Origin of the sequence: Streptomyces sp. (assembly GCF_035645055.1) — a bacterium.
GTDB lineage: Bacteria > Actinomycetota > Actinomycetes > Streptomycetales > Streptomycetaceae > Streptomyces.
The window spans coordinates 67,141-87,197 of record NZ_DASQNH010000036.1; the positions used below are offsets into that span (position 1 = coordinate 67,141).

The following is a 20,057-nucleotide window of genomic DNA, read 5'->3' on the forward strand; positions in this document are numbered from 1 at the left end:
GGCCAGGGTGCGGGCCGCCGTCCGAGGGGCGGCGGCCCGCACCCGCCCGCGCGGGCGCCTCAGCCCGCGAACGGCGGCAGGATCCTGAACCGCTCGTCGAGCGTGACCGTGGGCGTGATCCGGCGCAGGGCGGCCCGGACGAGGGTGAGCGGATGGTCCGGGAAACCGGCGTCCCACTGCTCGTGGTCGCCCACGTGGTAGGGCAGGCCGCCGCCGATGCCCGGTGCGTACGGGTGCGGCCGGAAGTAGTCGGCGGGACCCACCTGCGCCATCACCATCGCCTCGCGCATCCCGGTGGTCGCGCCCTCCGCCGCCTGCACCTTGAGCACGGTGCTGCAGCCGGCCCTGGGAACCGTCCAGGATCCGAGGAACACCTGGCCGCGGCCCTGCGGCCGGGGCACCTTGATGAGCTGGCGCACCGCCGGGACGCCGTCGACGACGCCGCACTCCGCCTCGATCAGACCTCCCCCCGCCCGCGCCACGCCCTGCGCGAGACCGGCCCGCAGCCGCTCGGGCTCGTCGAGCCGGGCGGGCAGGTCCGGCACCAGGGGAAAGAAGTGCACGGAGAGTACGAGCCCCCGCGGGTCGGTCCACACGCCGGGCTCGCGTGCGGTGAAGCCGGTCAGGTCCAGACCGGTGATGGGAGTCATGGTGATCATCATGCCGGGCCCGGGGCCCGCCCCGGCTTCGAGGGGCCGGGCAGCGGGGGTGGCGGGAGGCGGGATCACCGGAAGGCGGCGCACCGGCAGGTGGGGTCACCGGGAGGCGGGACCGCCCGCGGGCCGGGGGTCCGTTCGCGGTCTTCGCGGTCTGTCCGGGCGTGCCGAGCAGTCCGGCGAGGTCGGAGCGGTTCAGGGCCTGGCACAGCTGCGCTCCGGTGACGCGCCGGGACGACTCCTGCCCGGTCTCCCCGTCCGAGCACGTGGCAGGCGGCGGGGCGCCGTCCGGGGCCGGGGACGACGATGTCTGCTGCACGGTCCACAGCCCGATGCCGAGCGCCCCCCACCAGGGCCACCGCCGTGGCGGCCTGCCCCCAGGCACTCGGTCCCCGTGTGGGCCCGTCCGTGTTTCCCGCCCGCTCCGTCATGTCCCCCCGCCTGCGTGATCCCCTCGACGCGTGCCCGGGGGCCCTAAACCCGTGATCGTCGGGCGGCAAGGGAATTCGGGGCCGCGGGCAGCCGGTGGCCCTGATTGCATAAACGTGCAGCGATACGTATAGTCATGCCATCCAGGAGGAGGTCCCATGACGGTACGTGCGGCGGTGGCCGGAGCGAGCGGATACGCGGGCGGAGAGCTGCTGCGGCTGCTCCTCGCGCACCCCGAGGCCGAGATCGGCGCCCTGACGGGCAATTCCAACGCCGGACAGCGGCTCGGCGCGCTGCAACCGCATCTGCTGCCGCTGGCCGACCGGGTGCTCCAGGAGACCACCGCGGACGTGCTCGCCGGGCACGACGTCGTCTTCCTGGCGCTGCCCCACGGGCAGTCCGCCGCCGTCGCCGAACAGCTCGGCCCGGACGTCCTCGTCGTCGACATGGGGGCCGACTTCCGGCTGAAGGACGCCGCCGACTGGGAGAAGTTCTACGGCTCGCCGCACGCCGGCACGTGGCCCTACGGCCTTCCCGAACTTCCCGGCGCACGCGCCGCGCTGGAGGGGACCAAGCGCGTCGCGGTACCCGGTTGCTACCCCACGGCCGTCTCCCTCGCCCTCTTCCCGGCCTACGCGGCCGGGCTGGCCGAGGCCGAGGCCGTGATCGTCGCCGCGTCCGGCACCTCCGGCGCGGGCAAGGCGCCCAAGCCGCATCTGCTGGGCAGCGAGGTCATGGGCTCCATGTCGCCGTACGGCGTCGGCGGCGGCCACCGGCACACGCCCGAGATGATCCAGAACCTGAGCGCGGCGGCCGGGCGACCCGTGAGCGTCTCCTTCACCCCCACCCTCGCCCCGATGCCGCGCGGCATCCTCGCCACGTGCAGCGCGAAGGCCGGGCCGGGCGTCACCGCCGAGTCCGTCCGTGCCGCCTACGAGAAGGCCTTCGCCGACGAGCCGTTCGTCCGCCTGCTCCCCGAGGGGCGGTGGCCGGCCACGGCGTCCGTCCAGGCTTCCAACGCCGTTCAGGTGCAGGTCGCGTACGACGAGGCCGCGGACCGGATCATCGCCATCAGCGCCATCGACAACCTGACCAAGGGCACCGCAGGCGGTGCCGTCCAGAGCATGAACATCGCCCTCGGACTCCCCGAGGAGCTGGGACTTTCGACGATCGGAGTCGCACCGTGAGCGTCACGGCAGCCAAGGGATTCCAGGCGGCGGGCATCGCCGCCGGGATCAAGGAGAACGGCAACCCGGACCTGGCCCTCGTGGTCAACACCGGGCCGCGCCGCGCCGCCGCGGGCGTCTTCACCTCCAACCGCGTCAAGGCCGCCCCCGTGCTGTGGTCCGAGCAGGTCCTCAGGGCGGGCGCGCTGACCGCCGTCGTGCTCAACTCCGGCGGCGCCAACGCCTGCACCGGCCCCCAGGGCTTCCAGGACACCCACGCCACGGCCGAGAAGGCCGCCGAGGTGCTGGACATCGGCGCCGGTGAGGTCGCCGTCGCGTCCACCGGGCTCATCGGCGTCCTCCTGCCCATGGACAAGCTCCTGCCGGGCGTCGAGAAGGCGGCGAAGGAACTGTCCGAGCACGGCGGCGAGAAGGCCGCCATCGCCATCAAGACCACCGACACCGTCCACAAGACATCCGTCGTGACCAAGGACGGCTGGACCGTCGGCGGCATGGCCAAGGGCGCCGGCATGCTCGCCCCGGGGCTGGCCACCATGCTGGTCGTGCTCACCACCGACGCCGACCTGGACAGCGCGGCCCTGGACCGGGCCCTGCGGGCGGCGACGCGCACGACATTCGACCGCGTCGACTCCGACGGCTGCATGTCCACCAACGACACCGTGCTGCTGCTGGCCTCCGGCGCCTCCGGGATCACGCCCGAGTACGACGCGTTCGCCGACGCCGTACGGACCGTCTGCGACGACCTGGGTCAGCAGCTGATCCGGGACGCCGAGGGCGCCAGCAAGGACATCAAGGTCGAGGTGATCAACGCCGCGACCGAGGAGGACGCCGTCGAGGTGGGCCGCTCCATCGCCCGCAACAACCTCCTCAAGTGCGCCATCCATGGCGAGGACCCCAACTGGGGCCGCGTGCTCTCCGCCATCGGCACCACGAAGGCCGCCTTCGAGCCGGACCGGCTGAACGTCGCCATCAACGGCGTCTGGGTGTGCAAGAACGGCTCCGTCGGCGAGGACCGCGACAAGGTCGACATGCGCTACCGCGAGGTGCACATCGTCGCCGACCTCGCCGCGGGCGACGAGACCGCCACGATCTGGACCAACGACCTCACCGCCGACTACGTCCACGAGAACAGCGCCTACTCCTCATGAGCACCCGTAAGCACACCGCGCTGCCCAAGGCCCAGATCCTCATCGAGGCGCTGCCCTGGCTGGTCCGGCACAACGGCAAGACCGTCGTCATCAAGTTCGGCGGCAACGCCATGATCGACGAGGAGCTGAAGGCCGCCTTCGCCCAGGACGTGGTCTTCCTGCACCACGCCGGCCTCAAGCCCGTCGTCGTGCACGGCGGCGGCCCGCAGATCAGCGCCGCCCTCGACCGGCACGGCATCGTCAGCGAGTTCAAGGCCGGGCTCCGGGTCACCACCGAGGACGCCATGGACGTCGTCCGCATGGTGCTCGCCGGGCAGGTGCAGCGTGAGCTGGTCGGGCTGCTCAACCAGCACGGCCCGCTCGCCGTCGGCCTCACCGGCGAGGACGCGCACACCATCACCGCCACCAAGCACCAGCCGGAGATCGACGGCGAACGCGTCGACATCGGCCGGGTCGGCGAGATCACCGACATCGACACGGGTGCCATCGAGGCGCTGCTCGCCGACGGCAGGATCCCGGTCGTCTCGTCGATCGCCCGCTCCCGGGACGACGGGCATGTCTACAACGTCAACGCCGACACGGCGGCCGCGGCCCTCGCCGCGGCGTTGGGCGCCGAGACCCTGATGGTCCTCACGGACGTCGAGGGACTGTACGAGGACTGGCCGAACAGCGATGAGGTGATCAGCCGCCTCACCGCCTCCCAGCTGGAGAAACTGCTTCCCGAGCTGTCCTCCGGCATGGTGCCGAAGATGGAGGGCTGCCTGCACGCCGTACGCAACGGCGTCACCACCGCCCGCGTCATCGACGGCCGGGTCCAGCACTCGATCCTGCTGGAGATCTTCACCGACGAGGGCATCGGCACGATGGTCGTGCCCGACGAGAAGCCCGAGGGACCGCGCGCACAGGGGGAGTCGTGAGCAACCAGGAACTGACCGCGCGGTGGCAGGGCGCGCTCATGAACAACTACGGCACCCCGCGGCTGCCCCTCGTCCGCGGCGAGGGCACCCGGCTGTGGGACGCCGACGGCAAGGAGTACCTGGACTTCGTCGGCGGGATCGCGGTCAACGCACTCGGCCACGCCCACCCGGCCGTCGTCGAGGCCGTCAGCACGCAGATCGCCGCCCTCGGCCACGTCTCCAACCTGTTCGTCGCCGAACCCCCCGTCGCCCTCGCCGAACGGCTCCTGACGCGCTTCGGCCGCGACGGCAAGGTCTACTTCTGCAACTCCGGCGCCGAGGCCAACGAGGCCGCCTTCAAGATCGGCCGACTCACCGGGCGCAGCCACATGGTCGCCACCGACGGCGGCTTCCACGGCCGCACCATGGGCGCCCTCGCCCTCACCGGCCAGCCCGCCAAGCAGGACCCCTTCCTGCCGCTGCCCGGCGACGTCACCCACGTCCCCTACGGCGACGCGCAGGCGCTGGCCGCCGCCGTCACCGAGAACACGGCGCTCGTGATCATCGAGCCGATCCAGGGCGAGAACGGCGTCGTCGTCCCGCCGCCCGGCTACCTGAAGGCCGCCCGCGCCATCACCGCCGCCACCGGGTCGCTGCTCGTCCTCGACGAGGTGCAGACCGGCATCGGCCGTACCGGGCAGTGGTTCGAGTACCAGGCGCACGAGGGCGTCCTGCCCGATGTCGTCACCCTCGCCAAGGGCCTCGGCGGCGGCCTCCCGCTGGGCGCCACCGTCGCCTTCGGCCGCGCCGCCGACCTGCTCCAGCCCGGCCAGCACGGCACCACCTTCGGCGGCAACCCCGTCGCCTGTGCCGCCGGACTCGCCGTCCTCGACACCATCGCGGCCGATGGACTGCTGGACAACGTCAAGCGCCAGAGCGAGCGGCTGCGCGGTGGAATCGAGGGCCTCGGCCACCCGCTCGTCGCCCATGTCAGGGGCGCGGGCCTGCTGCTGGGTATCGTGCTCACCGAACCGCTTGCGGCACAGGCGCAGCAGGCGGCTCAGGACGCCGGTTTCCTGGTGAACGCGCCCGCCCCCGATGTCGTACGGCTGATGCCGCCGCTGAACCTCGGTGACGACGATGTGGCGGCGCTGCTCCAGGCGCTGCCCGGCATCCTCGACGCAGTGCACGGGGACGGACGATCCGGAGAATGAGACGACGATGAGCCAGGCGCAGGATCACGAGCAGACCGCAGGGCCTGCCGTGCCGCAGACCCGCACCGCACGGCACCGCCGGATCGTGGACATCCTCAACCGGCAGCCGGTGCGCTCCCAGAGCCAGTTGGCGAAGCTGCTCGCCGACGACGGGCTGACCGTCACCCAGGCGACGCTCTCCCGGGACCTGGACGAGCTGAACGCGGTGAAGATCCGCAACACGGACGGCGACCTGATCTACGCGGTGCCGAGCGAGGGGGGCTTCCGGACTCCCCGGGCACCGCTGGGGGAGTCGGCGAAGGAGGAGCGGATGCGGCGGCTCTCGCAGGAGCTGCTGATCTCCGCGGAGGCCTCCGCGAATCTCGTGGTCCTGCGGACGCCTCCGGGGGCGGCGCAGTTCCTCGCCTCGGCGATCGACCAGGCGGAGCTGCACGACATTCTGGGGACGATCGCGGGTGACGACACGCTGCTGCTGATCTCCCGGCGGCCGGACGGGGGGCAGGCGCTCGCCGATCATCTGCTGCGGCTGGCGCAGAACGGGAGCTGAGGCTCTCCGGGGGGCGCGGTCCCGGTCCGGGTGCGGGTGTGCTGCGGCCGGTCGCGCAGTTCCCCGCGCCCCTGGGTGAGTTCACTCACCCGAGTCGGGATGCCAGGCCCCTTGTGCATCGCACCTCGTCGCCCGCCGTGATCAGCAGGGCCTCCGCCTCCGGCAGGGACTCCAGCCAGGCCAGGCCCTCTCTCGCGCCCATCGCGAAGGCCGCCGTCGCCCAGCAGTCGGCCCAGGTGAGCCGGGGAGCCACGACGGTGACCGCGAGCAGGTCGGTCATGGCCGGCCTGCCCGTGCGGGGGTCGACGATGTGGGCGCCGCGTTCGGCGGTCCCGGAGGTGGCGACGGCCAGTTCGGCCGTACCGGCCGCGGTGATCACCGCGGCCAGGCCGCCGGGCCGGAGCGGATCCGCGATGCCGACCCGCCACGGCCGCCGTGTCCCCGGCGCGCCCAGCAGCTGGACGTCGCCGCCGCCGTTGACGCTGACCCCGCTCGCCCCGGCCGCCGCCAGCGTCCGCGCCGCTCGCTCGACCGCCCAGCCCTTGACGATGCCGGTCGGGTCCAGCCGGCCCTCGTAGGCGGTGCTGAACCAGCCGTCGGTGACCCGCTCCGCCTCGGCGCCCAGCTCCAGCACCTCGGCGACCTCCGGGTCGCACTGCGCGACGGTCAGCTCACCGCGGGCCAGCCGGGAGAGCTGGCTGTCCTCGCGGTAGGTGCTGAACACCGCGTCTGCCCGGTGCAGCCCGGCGACCGCCTCGTCCAGGGCCGCGCGGACGGTACGGGGATCCCCGCCGCGGACGTCGAAGGAGAAGACGGTCCCCATCGCCTCCTCCGTCCGGCGCACCGCGACGGGAGCTTCTGTCACGTCACCCACCGATCCGGTCCAGGGCGGACTGGAGGGACTGCCGGTAGCCGGTGCTGGTGTAGGTGGCTCCGGACACCGCGTCGATGTCCGCGCTGCCCGCGGCGACGGCGGCCTGGCCGAGGCGGGGTACGGCGTCGGCGGTGATCTGGCCGCTGCGGCCTCCCTCGGGAGCCCGGACCGCGGTGGCCTGGATGATCCGCCCGCCGCTCACGGTGATCCGGACCTGGACCGGACCGTACTGGGTCTGGACGACGGCGCCGGTCACGGTGCGCGCCTCGGTCCCGGCCTCGGTCCCGGCCTCGGTCCCGGTCCCGGCCTCGGTCCCGGCCCCGGCCCCGGTTCCGGCCCCGGCCCCGGCGTTCGCGGCGCCCATCCGGTCCAGGGCGGACTGGAGGGACTGCCGGTAGCCGGCGCTCGTGTACGTCGCTCCGGAGACGGCGTCGATGTCCGCGCTCTGCGCGGTGACGGCGGACTGGTTGAGGCGGGGTACGGCGTCGGCGGTGATCTGGCCGCTGCGGCCTCCGCCGGGCGCCTGGACCGCCGCGGCCGCGGTGACGCGGCCTTCGCTGACGGTCAGGCGGACCTGGACGGGGCCGTACTGGGTGCGGACGGCGTCGCCGGTGACCGTGGTGGCGCCCGCGGCCTCGGCGCCGCCCTGGGGCGACCGGCCCGCCGCCGTCTGCTGCGGCGCGGCACCGCCCGCCGCCGAGGCGGAGGCCGGGTCGGACGCCGGCTTCAGCGACAGCAGCAGCACGATGCCGGACACCGTGGCGGCGGTGGCGAGCAGGGCACGCCGGATCGGGTGACTCTTCCTCATGGCTGAGCAAGCTCCTGAAGTGGCCGTCGCTCACATCTCGAACGACTCGTGGTGGATACGGCGGGCGGGCACTCCCGCGCCGCGCAGCGCCTCGTACACGGACTGCGCGAAGCCGGGCGGTCCGCACAGGAACACGTCGTGCTTGTCGATGTCGGGCACCTTCTCCCGCAGCCGCTCCGCCGTGATGTCCGGGCGTGCCCCGTCCGGGCTGTTCACCGCGTACATCAGCCGCGCGCCCCGTTCGTCGGCGATGGCGGCCAGCTCGCCCCAGAGAGCCAGGTCCTGGGTGCTGTTGGCCCGGTAGAGGAGGGTGATGTCACCGGCCGCGCCCGGCAGCGTCTCGAACAGGGCCCGCATGGGGGTGATGCCGACCCCGCCCGCCACCAGCAGCACCTTGCCGCGGCTGCGCCGCTGCGCGGTCAGCGCCCCGTACGGGCCCTCGGCCCACACCCGGGTGCCGGGCGTCAGCTCGCGCAGCCGCGCGCTGTGGTCGCCGATCGCCTTCACGGTGATGCGCAGCAGGCCCGGGCGGGGCGCCGCCGACAGCGAGTACGGGTGGGAGCTGAACCGCATGCCCGGCGCGAGGAACCGCCAGCGGAAGAACTGCCCGGCCTCCGCGCCCATCCGGTGCAGCCTCCGCCCGCCGATCAGCACCGACACGATGCCGGGCGTCTCCTCGATCACCGCCTCGACGCGCATCCGGTGCTGCAGGTTGAGGCGGACCGGGGTGAGGATCCGGTACCAGACGACGAGCGCGGTGACCGTGCCGTACAGCCCGTACCAGAAGGTCTTCGCGACGGGCTCCACGGCGAAGTCGTTGCCGCTGCTGATCTGGTGCCAGAACGTCAGATAGACCGCCGCGTACGTCAGCAGGTGCACGTGGTACCAGGCGTCGTACGGCAGCCTGCGGCGGACCCCGCCGACCGAGAGCAGCCCGATGAGCAGCAGCAGCCCGGTGCCGATCGCGGCCTTGCCCATGTCGGGCAGCTGGTTCACCGAGTCGACGGTCTGCGTGACGATGTCGCCGAGGCTCCGCCCGGCCTGGAGCGCGTACCCCCACATGATGAGGAAGACATGCGCGAGGACCAGGCAGAGCGTGTAGCGGCCGGTCATCGCGTGCCAGCGGGCGACCCGGTCGGAGCCCACCCGCCGCTCCAGCGCGGGCACCCGCGCCATCTGGAGCACCACCAGCGCCATCAGATAGCCCGCGAGGAGCCCGGTGATCCGGCCCGCGCCCAGGATCCGCCCGGTGTCGTCCGCGATGGAGGGGGTGGTGCGCCACCACAGCCACAGCACCGCGCCCGCCCCCGCCCACAGGGCCAGCAGCAGCGGCACGGCGGGGGAGCGGCGCGGACGGATGCGGCGCATCGTCTGGCGCCGGGCGGCACGGCCGCCTGCGAGCGTGGTGGTCACGGTTCCTCCGGGGACGGGGGCAACGGGTGTGTCGTGGTCCCTTGGCCCAGAGATACGCGCGCGGCGGGGCGCGCGTTCAGTACCGCGTGACGGCGGTCGGCCCGCTCACCGTCCCCACCGCGATGTGCGGACGCCCGGCGGGCTCGGCCCAGGCGAGGATGCGGCGCATGGCGTCCGCGGGCACCGAGACGCAACCGGCGGTGGCGCCGCGCCCGTTGACGTGCAGGAAGATTCCGGCGCCACGGCCGCGCACCGGCTTGTCGTAGTTGAAGCCGACGACGAGCGCGTGGGCGTACTGCGTGCCGTAGGGGGGCAGGTGCTCCGCCTCGGCCGCGCGGCAGTCGGCGGGGCGGGGCTCGGTCCAGCGGTTGTAGGCGCGGGAGTCGTTGTCCTGACACCACCAGGAGTCCTGGCGGACCGGCCGGTACGGGTAGCTGGTGCCGCGCGGGGCCGCCTCGATGCCGAAGGCGTACGGCAGGCCGTAGAGCCCGGCCGGGGTGGTGCGGGTGCCCTGGCGGCGCGCGGTGCCCTCGACCAGGCCGTTGGCGCCGAACCGGGCCGGTGCCGAGCCCTTCGCCACCCAGCGCGGGCCCCGCCGCTCCCACCAGGTCACCGTGCCGGTGGTGGCCCCGGCCCGTGGTGCCACGGCCGTGATCAGCTGCCGGCCGCCGCCGGTGTCGGCCATCCGGTCGGGGAGCGTGCCCGCGCCGGGCGGGGCGAAGGCGGTGAGGGACGCGCAGGCGAGCAGGGACACGGCGGCGGCGACGGCGGGGCGCATGCCGTCGACGCTACCGGCGGAGCGGGCCACGGTCCGTGCCGTTGGGCCGTTCGGGCTCAGGCCTCCCGGGTGAGCGGGGGCAGCGGCAGCGGCAGGCCCGGCAGCCCGTCGAGGCTCCTCGCCACGTGCTCCTTCTTCTCGAAGTAGGTGTTCAGCGAGGCGTCGTCCTCCCGCGCGAAGCGCTTGGCGTGCAGGTCGCGGTCCTCGTCGTACGACATGAAGGGGACGGCGTATCCGCAGGTGTCGCGGACGAGTTCGGCCGTCACGACGATGACGGCGCGCAGGCCGTGCGAGGCGGTGTCGCGGTCCGGGAAACGGGCGAGCAGGTCCGGGAAGCGCGGGTCGTCACGGAAGACGGGCTCACCGCGGCCGTGGACGCGGACGATGTTCGGCGGGCCCTGGAAGGCGCACCACATCAGGGTGATCCGGCCGTTCTCCCGCAGGTGCGCGATGGTCTCCGCGTTGGAGCCCGCGAAGTCGAGGTACGCGACGGTGTGCTCGTCGAGGACCGCGAGGGAGCCCTTGAGGCCCTTGGGGGAGAGGTTGACCGTGCCGTCGCCCGCCAGTGGCGCGGTCGCGGTGAAGAAGATCGGCTGCTCCTCGATGAACGTCCGGAGCCTGCCGTCGATGCGTTCGTAAGTCTTTCCCATGTCTAAGGATTATTGGCGCGCATCGCTCATTTGTCCGAGGAATGCGGCGAGTTGGTGGGGTGGCCGCCCCGGCCGGCGTTTCCACGGGGCGGCCACTTGCCCGCACCGCCCTACCGGACGGTGCAGGCGGCCAGGGACTGCAGTCCCTGGGGCTTGGCGGTGGTGCGGCCGATGGAGATGGCGATGCGGTCGATGGCGGCGGTGCGCTTGGAGGCGAGGGGGCCGAGGATGGCGTTCTGCACGAAGTTGGGTCCGCCCTGGCCGACGGTTTCAGCGAGGCGCTTGTTCGCTTCGGCGATCTGGGTCCCGAGGAGGGCGAGGTTGCGGTCGACCTCGGCCCTGGCGGAGGCGGGGACCGCGGGGAGCCGGGAGGCGACGTCCGGGCAGGCGATCGTGCCCGTGGTCACCGCCCCGCCCGGCTGTGTCGCCGCCGGGCCGGGTGCTGCCGTACCGGCGCCGCCGCCCGCCCGGAGCGTGCAGGCGGCGAGGGATCCCAGTCCCTGGGGCTTGGCGGTGGTGCGGCCGATGGAGATGGCGATGCGGTCGATGGCGGCGGTGCGCTTGGAGGCGAGGGGGCCGAGGATGGCGTTCTGCACGAAGTTGGGTCCGCCCTGGCCGACGGTTTCGGCGAGGCGCTTGTTCGCTTCGGCGATCTGGGTCCGGAGGAGGGCGAGGTTGCGGTCGACCTCGGCCCTGGCGGAGGCGGGGACCGCGGGGAGCCGGGAGGCGACGTCCGGGCAGGCGATCGTGCCGGCGGCGGCCAGGGGGCGGGCGCCCGCGCCCTTCCCGGAGGTCTCCCCGGCGAGGGCGGAGCCGGCGATCAGTGCGCCGGAGAGCACCACGGCGGCGGCACCGCCGGTCAGTGCCACGCGGCGCTGGTTGTACTTCGGAAGAGCCCTGGACATGCGGAAGCCTCGCTCGGATCGGTGGAGTGGGGTCTGTGCCGACGCGTCGGTGAGCAGTACGAGAAAGCGGTTGCCGACGTTCAATCTCCGCTCAAATTGACGTTTCATGCAGTGCTCTGCATAATCATGCAGAACGGAGCGGGCAACGGTTCGTCGGTACGGCTCGTCCACCCACACCCCGAGGAGCAGCGCAAGTGAGCAGCAACAGCGGTGACGTACGGCTCTGGGGCGGGCGTTTCGCCGACGGTCCCGCCGAGGCCCTGGCGAAGCTGTCCGCGTCCGTCCACTTCGACTGGCGGCTCGCGCCCTACGACATCGCCGGTTCGCGCGCCCACGCACGCGTGCTGCACAAGGCCGGACTCCTCACCGAGGACGAGCTGCGGCGCATGCTCGCCGGGCTCGACCAGCTGGAGGCGGACGTCGCCGCCGGCACGTTCGTGGGCACCATCGCCGACGAGGACGTCCACACCGCGCTGGAGCGCGGCCTGCTGGAGCGGCTCGGCCCCGGCCTGGGCGGCAAGCTGCGTGCCGGCCGGTCCCGCAACGACCAGGTCGCGACCCTCTTCCGGATGTACCTGCGCGACCACGCCCGGATCATCGGCGGCCTGATCGCCGGACTCCAGGACGCGCTCGTCGGCCTCGCCGAGGCACACCCCGATGTGGCGATGCCCGGCCGCACCCACCTCCAGCACGCCCAGCCGGTGCTCTTCGCCCACCACGTCCTCGCCCACGTGCAGTCGTTGTCCCGGGACGCCGAGCGGCTGCGCCAGTGGGACGAGCGCACGGCCGTGTCGCCGTACGGCTCGGGCGCCCTGGCCGGTTCCTCGCTCGGCCTGGACCCCGAGGCGGTGGCGAAGGACCTCGGCTTCGAGCACGGCAGCGCGGCCAACTCCATCGACGGCACGGCCTCCCGCGACTTCGTCGCCGAGTTCGCCTTCATCACCGCGATGATCGGCGTGAACCTCTCCCGGATCGCCGAGGAGGTCATCATCTGGAACACGAAGGAGTTCTCCTTCGTGACCCTGCACGACGCCTTCTCCACCGGCTCGTCGATCATGCCGCAGAAGAAGAACCCGGACATCGCGGAGCTGGCGCGCGGCAAGTCGGGCCGTCTGATCGGCAACCTGACCGGACTGATGGCGACCCTCAAGGCCCTCCCTCTCGCGTACAACCGCGACCTCCAGGAGGACAAGGAGCCGGTCTTCGACTCCATCGACCAGCTGGAGGTCCTGCTGCCCGCCTTCACCGGAATGATGGCCACCCTCACCGTGCACCGCGAGCGCATGGAGGAGCTGGCCCCGGCCGGGTTCTCCCTCGCCACCGACATCGCCGAGTGGCTGGTCAAGCAGGGTGTGCCGTTCCGGGTGGCGCACGAGGTGGCCGGCGAGTGCGTCAAGGTCGCCGAGGCCGAGGGCAAGGAGCTGGACGATCTCACGGACGAGCAGTTCGCGAAGATCTCCGAGCACCTGACCCCGGAGGTCCGCTCGGTCCTCAACGTGCCCGGCGCCCTCGCCTCCCGCGACGGCCGCGGCGGTACGGCGCCCAGCGCGGTCGCCGTGCAGCTGGCCGAGGTGAAGGCGGACGTGGCGGCCCAGCACGAGTGGGCGAACGCCAGGAAGTGACGTAGGGGCATCGCGGGTTACGTTGGTCGGGAGTCAGCCGACCGAACGGAGCCCGCGATGCCCTTCGCCCGTCTCTCCTCCGCGACGACCCCGACCTGCCACATCGGCCTGGGGCTCGCCGCCGTCGGCCGCCCCGGCTACATCAACCTGGGCCGTGAGCGCGACCTCGGCGAGGACCGCGGCGTCGACGCGCTGCGCGAGCGCACCCACGAACTCCTCGACGCGGCCTACGCCCAGGGGGTGCGCTACTTCGACGCCGCCCGCTCCTACGGGCGCTCCGAGGAGTTCCTGGCGGGCTGGCTCGCCGCCCACCCCGAGATCGACGACATCGTCGTCGGCAGCAAGTGGGGCTACACCTACACCGCCGAGTGGACCACCGACGCCGAGCGGCACGAGGTCAAGGACCACGGTGTCGAGACGTACGAGCGGCAGCGCGCCGAGACCGCGGCGCTGCTCGGAGACCGGCTCGACCTCTACCAGATCCACTCGGTCACCCCGGACAGCCCGGCCCTGACGGACAAGGACCTGCACGCCCGCCTCGCGGAGGCCGCCGCGCGGGGCGTCACCGTCGGCTTCTCCACCAGCGGCCCCGCCCAGGCCGACGCGATCCGGGCCGCGCTCGCCGTGACGGTGGACGGCGAGCCGCTGTTCCGCACCGTCCAGTCGACGTACAACGTCCTGGAGACGTCCACCGCCCCCGCCCTCGCCGAGGCCCATGACGCCGGGCTCACGGTGATCGTCAAGGAGGGCATGGCCAACGGCCGGCTGGCCGCACCGCACGCGCCGCAGGAACTGAGGGCAGTCGCGGAGGAGACCGGACTGGGCTGTGACGCCGTCGCCCTCGCCGTGATCCTGCGGCAGCCGTGGGCGGGCGTGGTCCTCTCCGGCGCGGCGACCGTCGCCCAGCTGGCCTCCAACCTGCACGCGGCGGTGGTCGACCTCGACGAGGACCAGCTCACCCGCCTCGCGGCCCTGACGGAGGACCCGCACGCCTACTGGGAGCGGCGCGCGCAGCTGCCCTGGCACTGAACCCCGGCCTCCCCGCCCTGGCGCTGAGCCCCGGCCTCCCCGCCCCGGCATTGAGCCCCGGCATGCGCGCCCGGCACCGAGCCCCGGCATCCCCGCCGACCGACGGTCATGAGCCACTCGTGCCTGCGATGAGACAAAGGTGTCTCATATGGGCTACGGTTGTCTCATGGCCGTCGATCGTGAGCACGTACTGCGCAGCGCCGCTGCCCTGCTGACCCGCAAATCCACCGCGACCATGGACGAGGTCGCCAAGGCCGCCGGGATCAGCCGGGCCACGCTGCACCGGCAGTTCGCCGGGCGCGACGCGCTCGTCCGGGCGCTGGAGGCGCTGGGCATCGCCGAGTGCGAGGCCGCGCTGGACCGGGCCCGGCTGGACGAGGGCCCCGCGAGCCAGGCCGTCCGCCGGCTGATCCGCGAGATCGAGCCCGCCAGCGGACTGCTCGCCTTCCTCTACAGCGAGAACCAGCTGTTCGAGGGCGAGGAGCAGAACGCGGGCTGGGCCCGGATCGACGCCCGGATCACCGCGGTCTTCCGGCGCGGCCAGGACGGCGGCGAGTTCCGGATCGACCTCTCGCCCACCTGGCTCACCGAAGCGCTCTACGGCCTGCTTGCCGCGGGCGCCTGGTCGGTGCTCGACGGCAAGGTCGCCCGCAACGACTTCCCATTCATGATCGTCGAGCTGCTGCTCGGCGGCGCACTACGGAGAGAGGAATCATGACCCGCACCTTGCAGCCGGTCAGTGCGAACGAGGCGGTGAAGCGCCCGGGCCGCTGGCTGGCGCTGTCCGTCCTCGTACTCGCCGTGCTGCTGGTGGCCGTCGACGCGACCGTCCTCGGCCTCGCGAGCCCGTACATCAGTGAGGACCTGGCGCCGACCGGCACCCAGCTGCTGTGGATCGGCGACGTCTACTCCTTCGTCATCGCCGGCCTGCTCGTCACCATGGGCAGCCTCGGCGACCGCATCGGGCGCAAGCGCATCCTGCTGATCGGCGCCACCGCGTTCGGCGCGGTGTCCGTGCTCAACGCCTACGCCACCAGCCCCGAGCTGCTGATCCTCGCGCGGGCGCTGCTCGGCGTCGCCGGCGCCACCCTGATGCCCGCCACCCTCGCCCTCATCCGCAACCTCTTCCACGACCCGCGCGAGCGCAGCCTCGCCATCGGCATCTGGGGCGCCACCGCCTCCGCCGGTACGGCCGTCGGCCCGATCGTGGGCGGCTTCCTGCTGGAGCACTTCTGGTGGGGTTCGGTCTTCCTGATCAACCTGCCCGTGATGGCGGTTCTCGTCCTCGTCGGCATCAAGCTGCTGCCGGAGTCCCGCAACCCGAGCCCGGGCCCGTGGGACCTGTCCAGCGTGCTGCTCTCGCTGGTCGGCATGATCGGTGTGGTCTACGCCGTGAAGGAGGCCGCCGCGCACGGCTTCGCGTGGGCGACCCTGGCCGCCGGTCTGCTGGGCGCGGGCGCGCTGTACCGCTTCGTCCGCCGCCAGCTCACCCTGCCCGCCCCGCTGCTGGACATGCGGCTGTTCCGCAACCGTGGCTTCAGCGGCGCGGTCCTGGCCGACCTGCTGACCATCCTGGGCCTGTCCGGCCTGGTCTTCTTCCTCTCCCAGTACCTCCAGCTGGTGCAGGACAGGCGGCCGTTCGAGGCGGGCCTGGCCGAACTGCCCGCCGCGATCGGCGCGGTGACGGCCGGACTGCTCGCCGGTGCGGCGGCCCGGCGCTTCTCGGTCCGGTCCGTGGTGGCCGGCGGCCTCGCCGCGGTCGGCCTCGCCCTGGCCTCGCTGACCCTCCTCGACCAGTCCACCGGCTACCCGCTGCTCGGCGCCGCCCTGCTGGTCGTCGGTGTCGGCGCCGGGCTCTCCTTCACCGTGACCGCCGACGTCATCCTCGCCTCCGTGCCCAAGGAGCAGGCGGGCGCGGCCTCCGCGGTCTCCGAGACGGCGTACGAACTGGGCGCCGCCCTCGGCATCGCCCTCCTCGGTTCCATCGTGACCGGCGTCTACCGGGGCTTCCCGTCGCCGCCGGGCACCCCCGAGGGCGTCCACGAGTCCCTGGGCGGCGCGGTGGAGGCGGCCCACGCCCTCCCGGCCCGGACCTCCGAGGCCCTGCTCCACGCGGCCCGGGAGTCCTTCGTGGACGGCCTGGCCATCGCGGCGGGCGCGGGCGCGGCGGTCCTGCTGACGACGGCGGTCGCCGCCTGGTTCCTGCTGAAGGACCAGCGCCTGGAAGACTCCGCCTCAGGACACTCACCGAAGGGGCGCGGGGCACCGCGCGACTAGCCCCGGACGACCCGCACCCGGCGGACGGCGGAAACACAGGACGGCGGGCTGCCGGAAAGCAGCCCGCCGCCCGCGGAAACCTACGCGGCCTTGGCCTTCGTGGCGTACATGTCCACATACTCCTGCCCGGACAACCGCATCACCTCGGTCATCACCGAGTCGGTCACCGCCCGCAGGACATACCGGTCCCGGTCCATCCCCTCGTACCGGGAGAACTCCATCGCCGCGCCGAACCGCACCGTCACCCGGCACGGCCGCGGCATCCCGGCCCCGCCCGGCTGGATCCTGTCCGTGCCGATCATGGCGAACGGCACGACCGGCGCACCGGTCATCAGAGTGAGCCGGGCGATACCGGTGCGCCCCCGGTACAGCCGCCCGTCGGGCGACCGGGTGCCCTCCGGGTAGATGCCGAAGACCTTGCCCTCCTCCAGGATCCGGCGCCCGGTCATCAGCGCGGCCACGCCGCCCTTGCCGCCGTCCCGGTCGACCGGGATCATGCCGACCCCGGTGAAGAACCAGGCCATCAGCCGGCCCTTGAGGCCCTTGCCGGTGACGTACTCGTCCTTGCCGATGAAGAAGACCTGCCGATCGCAGACCAGCGGCAGGATCATCGAGTCGATGAAGGTCAGGTGGTTGCCGGCCAGGATGACCGGGCCGTCGCCGGGAATGTTCTCCACGCCCTCCACCCGGGGGCGGAACATCAGGCGCATGATCGGACCGAGCACTGCCTTGATGAGCGCGAAGCGGGACAACGGGCCCTCCGGTGTCGAGAGATCCAATGAGCGAATTGTTATGAGTCTGTGCAGGTGAGGACGATACTCGCGGTTCGCGGGGCGGCGCACATCGGGTTCACCGAGGTCTTACGCACTGTTGACGCACGTTTACCTGCGGCACCGGCCCGTGGACGGCGCCTCACCCGACCGCGGCGATGTGACGGACATCGCCCCCGCTCGGGTCCCGCACGCCGGTACGAGGAGCGCCGCAGCCGTACACCGGCGCGCTGGGCGCCCCCCCCGGGGCGGCCTCGCGCCGCACCGGCGCCCGGACCCGCACCCCATCCGAGTCCGGCATTCCAGCCGAGCCCGGTCGCTCGACCGAGCCCGGTGGCTCAGCCGGGTCCGGCCCCGGAGGGGTGTCCTCTTCTCCCGGCTGCCCCACCGCCGCCCCGCCAAGCCGACGGTCCGTCACTTTGCGCCGCCCGTACGCCATCCGTCGTCATGCATGTGTTCGACCCAAAGCCTCCCCCCGGTCATGTCCGCCCCCCTACGATCGGCCCGCACCACGGCCGAACGCCGGCCGAGCCGATTGCAGGAGGCGCCGATGGGAACGCAGGAGACGAACGAACACGCCCACACCCCCGGACGACGGGCGCTCCTCGGCGCGGCCGTGCTCGGCGCGAGCGGAGTGGTCCTCGGGGCGGGCGGCACCGCGAGAGCCGACGCGAGCAAGGAGGGCCGCGGTTTGAAGAGCCTGCCCGTGCCGACGATCATCGGCCACCGCGGCGCCAGCGGCTACCGCCCCGAGCACACCCTCGCCGCCTACCAGCTCGCCCTCGACATGGGCGCCGACATCGTCGAGGCCGGCGACCTCGTGCCCACCAAGGACGGTCACCTCGTCTGCCGCCACGAGCCGGAGATCGGCGGCACCACGGACGTCGCCGACCACCCCGAGTTCGCCGGCCGCAGGACCACCAAGACCCTGGACGGCGTGGCCACCACCGGCTGGTTCACCGAGGACTTCACGCTCGCCGAGCTGAAGACCCTGCGGGCCAAGGAGCGGATCCCCGCCAACCGCCCGCACAACACCCTCTACGACGGGCGCTGGGAGATCCCCACCTTCGAGGAGGTGCTGCGCTGGCAGGAGGAGCAGACCGGGCGGCGCGGCAAGCAGGTCTGGATCTACCCCGAGCTGAAACACCCCACCTACTTCCGCAAGCTGGGCCTCGGCCTGGAGGAGCGGGTCGCCAAGGTGCTGCGCAAGTACGGCAGGCACAAGTGGAACTCCCCGGTCGTGCTGCAGTCCTTCGAGCCGACCAGCATCCAGCGGCTGAACAAGCTCGTCGACAACCCGCTCGTGGTGCTGCTCTCCGGCGCGAGCACCCGCCCCTGGGACTTCGTCGAGACCGGTGACCCGCGCACCGTCGCCGACCTGGTCAAGCCGGCCGGCCTGCGCGAGATCGCCTCGTACGCGCAGGGCATCGGGCCCACCCTGGACCTGGTCATCCCGAAGGACGCGGCGGGCAACCTCACCCGGCCGACCACGCTGGTCGCCGACGCCCACAAGGTGGGCCTGATCCTGCACCCCTACACGCTGCGCAACGAGAACCCGTTCCTCCCGGCGAACTTCCGCAAGGGCACGGACGCCGACGGCTACGGCGATGTCTTCGGTGCCTACCGGGCGTACTTCGCGACGGGCATCGACGGTGTCTTCACCGACCACCCGGACACCGGTCTGCTGGCCCGCCAGGAGTTCGTCAACGGTTGAACCATTGAACCCTTCGTTCGGGGTGACCAGCCGCCGCCCGGGCAACTTCCCGCCCGGGCGGCGCGTCGTGCCGCATATGACGCACGAGTTGCTCACCGCACTGCGCCCGCTGCTCACGGCGGAGGCCTCGGCCGAGGCGCACGCCGGCACCGACCCCGGAGACCTGGAACAGGCGGTCTGGCTCCGCCTCCTGGAACGCCTCGACAGCGGCGGTCCGCCCGACGACCCCGAGCGCTGGCTGCGCCGAGCCGTCCGCTCGGAGGCGCGCCGCTCCCGCCGTACGTCCCGGCGCGAACGGCCGTACGACATCGAACCGGCCGACGACGGCGAGCGCACTCCCGAACAGCTCGCGCTGGCCGCCGCCCACCGCCGTGCCCTGCGCGACGCGGTCCGCCGGCTGCCCGGCCGCTGCCCCGCCCTGCTGGAGGCGCTGTTCTCTCCCGGCGACCTCACCTACCGGGAGATCGCGGGGGAGTTGGGTATCTCACAGGGCAGTCTCGGGCCGGAACGTTCCAGATGTCTGGGATGTCTGCGTCGTTTGCTCACGCCGGAGGTTGCGGCACGGGGAGCACGGGGATAGGAGTGAGGGACGACAGGCGACAGGTGAGCGGGAGGCGTGCACACATGGGCATGAGCGTGATCATCTCCGAGGCGACCGACCAGGACGCCGAGCAGATCTTCAAGCTGCAGTACCTGTGCTTCCAGAGCGAGGCCGCGCTGTACGGCAACTACCGCATCGACCCGCTCGTCCAGCCGCTCGACGCCGTCCGCCGCGAGGTCGTCGAGGACTGCGTGTTCGTCGCCCGGCTCGGTGACGAGGTGGTCGGCTCGGTGCGCGGCACCGTCACCGAGGACGGCGCCGCCGCCATCGGCAAACTCTGCGTCCACCCCCGCCTCCAGGGCCACGGCATCGGCGCCCGCCTGCTGCGCGCGGCCGAGTCCGCCCTCGTGGAGCAGCGCGGTGCCAAGAAGTTCCGCCTGCACACCGGCCACCGCAGCGAGAGCGGCCTGCGCCTGTACCGCCGGGTGGGCTACGAGAAGGTCGGCACGGCGCAGGGCGCGGACGGCGTTCCGATGGTCATCCTGGAGAAGCAGGCGGGCGCCTACGCCCAGACGGCATAGCCGCGCCACCGCCTCACC

At 72.8% G+C, this 20,057-nt stretch carries 20 protein-coding genes and 1 pseudogene; 12 read left to right on the top strand and 9 right to left on the bottom strand.

Features of this window, described 5'->3' with window-relative positions:
* Positions 1 to 59 precede the first annotated feature (59 nt).
* Together VE614_RS12695 and VE614_RS33760 are read right to left on the bottom strand one after the other, a co-directional pair.
* Positions 60 to 650, bottom strand: coding sequence for a hypothetical protein (locus tag VE614_RS12695; RefSeq protein WP_324935867.1), 591 nt, complete (start codon positions 648 to 650; stop codon positions 60 to 62).
* A gap of 199 nt (positions 651 to 849) precedes the next feature.
* Positions 850 to 1,041, bottom strand: a pseudogene (locus VE614_RS33760) (DUF6215 domain-containing protein); the annotation flags it as partial.
* 202 nt (positions 1,042 to 1,243) lie between these two features.
* Here VE614_RS33760 and argC point away from each other — a divergent pair.
* The 5 genes from argC to VE614_RS12720 are packed head-to-tail and all read left to right on the top strand — an operon-like array spanning position 1,244 to position 6,077.
* Complete coding sequence (argC, locus tag VE614_RS12700; RefSeq protein WP_324935869.1) at positions 1,244 to 2,272, top strand: N-acetyl-gamma-glutamyl-phosphate reductase; 1,029 nt, start codon at positions 1,244 to 1,246, stop codon at positions 2,270 to 2,272.
* Positions 2,269 to 3,420 carry a bifunctional glutamate N-acetyltransferase/amino-acid acetyltransferase ArgJ gene (gene argJ, locus VE614_RS12705; protein ID WP_324935871.1) on the top strand — a complete coding sequence of 384 codons (1,152 nt, stop codon included), beginning with the start codon at positions 2,269 to 2,271 and terminating at the stop codon, positions 3,418 to 3,420. Before argC ends, argJ begins: the two co-directional genes overlap by 4 nt.
* Positions 3,417 to 4,337 (top strand): acetylglutamate kinase, encoded by a 921-nt coding sequence (gene argB, locus VE614_RS12710; protein ID WP_324935873.1) that lies wholly within the window; start codon positions 3,417 to 3,419, stop codon positions 4,335 to 4,337. Before argJ ends, argB begins: the two co-directional genes overlap by 4 nt.
* Complete coding sequence (locus VE614_RS12715; RefSeq protein WP_324935875.1) at positions 4,334 to 5,530, top strand: acetylornithine transaminase; 1,197 nt, start codon at positions 4,334 to 4,336, stop codon at positions 5,528 to 5,530. Before argB ends, VE614_RS12715 begins: the two co-directional genes overlap by 4 nt.
* Before the next feature lie 7 nt (positions 5,531 to 5,537).
* Positions 5,538 to 6,077, top strand: a complete 540-nt coding sequence (locus VE614_RS12720) for an arginine repressor (protein ID WP_324935877.1) — start codon at positions 5,538 to 5,540, stop codon at positions 6,075 to 6,077.
* Positions 6,078 to 6,162: 85 nt separating this feature from the next.
* On the opposite strand, the gene VE614_RS12725 is transcribed toward VE614_RS12720, so the two are convergent.
* The 6 genes from VE614_RS12725 to VE614_RS12750 form a co-directional block, all read right to left on the bottom strand.
* The gene (locus VE614_RS12725; RefSeq protein ID WP_324936035.1) at positions 6,163 to 6,900 is read right to left on the bottom strand and encodes an FAD:protein FMN transferase; all 738 of its coding nucleotides are present in this window, start codon (positions 6,898 to 6,900) and stop codon (positions 6,163 to 6,165) included.
* 43 nt (positions 6,901 to 6,943) lie between these two features.
* The gene (locus VE614_RS12730; RefSeq protein WP_324935879.1) at positions 6,944 to 7,759 is read right to left on the bottom strand and encodes an FMN-binding protein; all 816 of its coding nucleotides are present in this window, start codon (positions 7,757 to 7,759) and stop codon (positions 6,944 to 6,946) included.
* A gap of 30 nt (positions 7,760 to 7,789) precedes the next feature.
* Complete coding sequence (locus VE614_RS12735) at positions 7,790 to 9,172, bottom strand: ferredoxin reductase family protein (RefSeq protein WP_324935881.1); 1,383 nt, start codon at positions 9,170 to 9,172, stop codon at positions 7,790 to 7,792.
* Positions 9,173 to 9,248: 76 nt separating this feature from the next.
* Entirely contained in the window at positions 9,249 to 9,950 is a 702-nt protein-coding gene (locus tag VE614_RS12740; protein ID WP_324935883.1) for a L,D-transpeptidase family protein, read from the bottom strand.
* Positions 9,951 to 10,006: 56 nt separating this feature from the next.
* Positions 10,007 to 10,600 carry a pyridoxamine 5'-phosphate oxidase family protein gene (locus VE614_RS12745; protein WP_324935885.1) on the bottom strand — a complete coding sequence of 198 codons (594 nt, stop codon included), beginning with the start codon at positions 10,598 to 10,600 and terminating at the stop codon, positions 10,007 to 10,009.
* A gap of 110 nt (positions 10,601 to 10,710) precedes the next feature.
* Complete coding sequence (locus tag VE614_RS12750; RefSeq protein WP_324935887.1) at positions 10,711 to 11,505, bottom strand: hypothetical protein; 795 nt, start codon at positions 11,503 to 11,505, stop codon at positions 10,711 to 10,713.
* 194 nt (positions 11,506 to 11,699) lie between these two features.
* Between VE614_RS12750 and argH the strand changes: the two genes are divergently transcribed.
* The 4 genes from argH (at position 11,700) to VE614_RS12770 (ending at position 16,433) form a co-directional block, all read left to right on the top strand.
* A complete protein-coding gene (gene argH, locus VE614_RS12755; RefSeq protein WP_324935889.1) occupies positions 11,700 to 13,127 on the top strand; it encodes an argininosuccinate lyase in 1,428 nt (475 codons plus the stop codon).
* Positions 13,128 to 13,184: 57 nt separating this feature from the next.
* The gene (locus tag VE614_RS12760) at positions 13,185 to 14,156 is read left to right on the top strand and encodes an aldo/keto reductase (RefSeq protein WP_324935891.1); all 972 of its coding nucleotides are present in this window, start codon (positions 13,185 to 13,187) and stop codon (positions 14,154 to 14,156) included.
* Between the two features lie 166 nt (positions 14,157 to 14,322).
* Complete coding sequence (locus VE614_RS12765; protein ID WP_324935893.1) at positions 14,323 to 14,874, top strand: helix-turn-helix domain-containing protein; 552 nt, start codon at positions 14,323 to 14,325, stop codon at positions 14,872 to 14,874.
* The gene (locus tag VE614_RS12770; RefSeq protein ID WP_324935895.1) at positions 14,871 to 16,433 is read left to right on the top strand and encodes an MFS transporter; all 1,563 of its coding nucleotides are present in this window, start codon (positions 14,871 to 14,873) and stop codon (positions 16,431 to 16,433) included. Before VE614_RS12765 ends, VE614_RS12770 begins: the two co-directional genes overlap by 4 nt.
* An 80-nt stretch (positions 16,434 to 16,513) precedes the next feature.
* Here VE614_RS12770 and VE614_RS12775 read toward each other — a convergent pair whose 3' ends face one another.
* A complete protein-coding gene (locus VE614_RS12775) occupies positions 16,514 to 17,185 on the bottom strand; it encodes a lysophospholipid acyltransferase family protein (protein ID WP_324936037.1) in 672 nt (223 codons plus the stop codon).
* Between the two features lie 568 nt (positions 17,186 to 17,753).
* On the opposite strand from VE614_RS12775, the gene VE614_RS12780 reads away from it, so the two are divergent.
* From VE614_RS12780 to VE614_RS12790, 3 genes are all read left to right on the top strand, one after another.
* Positions 17,754 to 18,917: a glycerophosphodiester phosphodiesterase gene (locus VE614_RS12780; protein WP_324935897.1), complete on the top strand. Its 1,164-nt coding sequence runs from the start codon at positions 17,754 to 17,756 to the stop codon at positions 18,915 to 18,917.
* 76 nt (positions 18,918 to 18,993) lie between these two features.
* Positions 18,994 to 19,497, top strand: a complete 504-nt coding sequence (locus VE614_RS12785; protein ID WP_324936039.1) for a sigma-70 family RNA polymerase sigma factor — start codon at positions 18,994 to 18,996, stop codon at positions 19,495 to 19,497.
* Between the two features lie 44 nt (positions 19,498 to 19,541).
* On the top strand, positions 19,542 to 20,039 hold the full coding sequence (locus VE614_RS12790; RefSeq protein ID WP_324935899.1) for a GNAT family N-acetyltransferase: 498 nt from the start codon (positions 19,542 to 19,544) through the stop codon (positions 20,037 to 20,039).
* Positions 20,040 to 20,057: the final 18 nt, after the last annotated feature.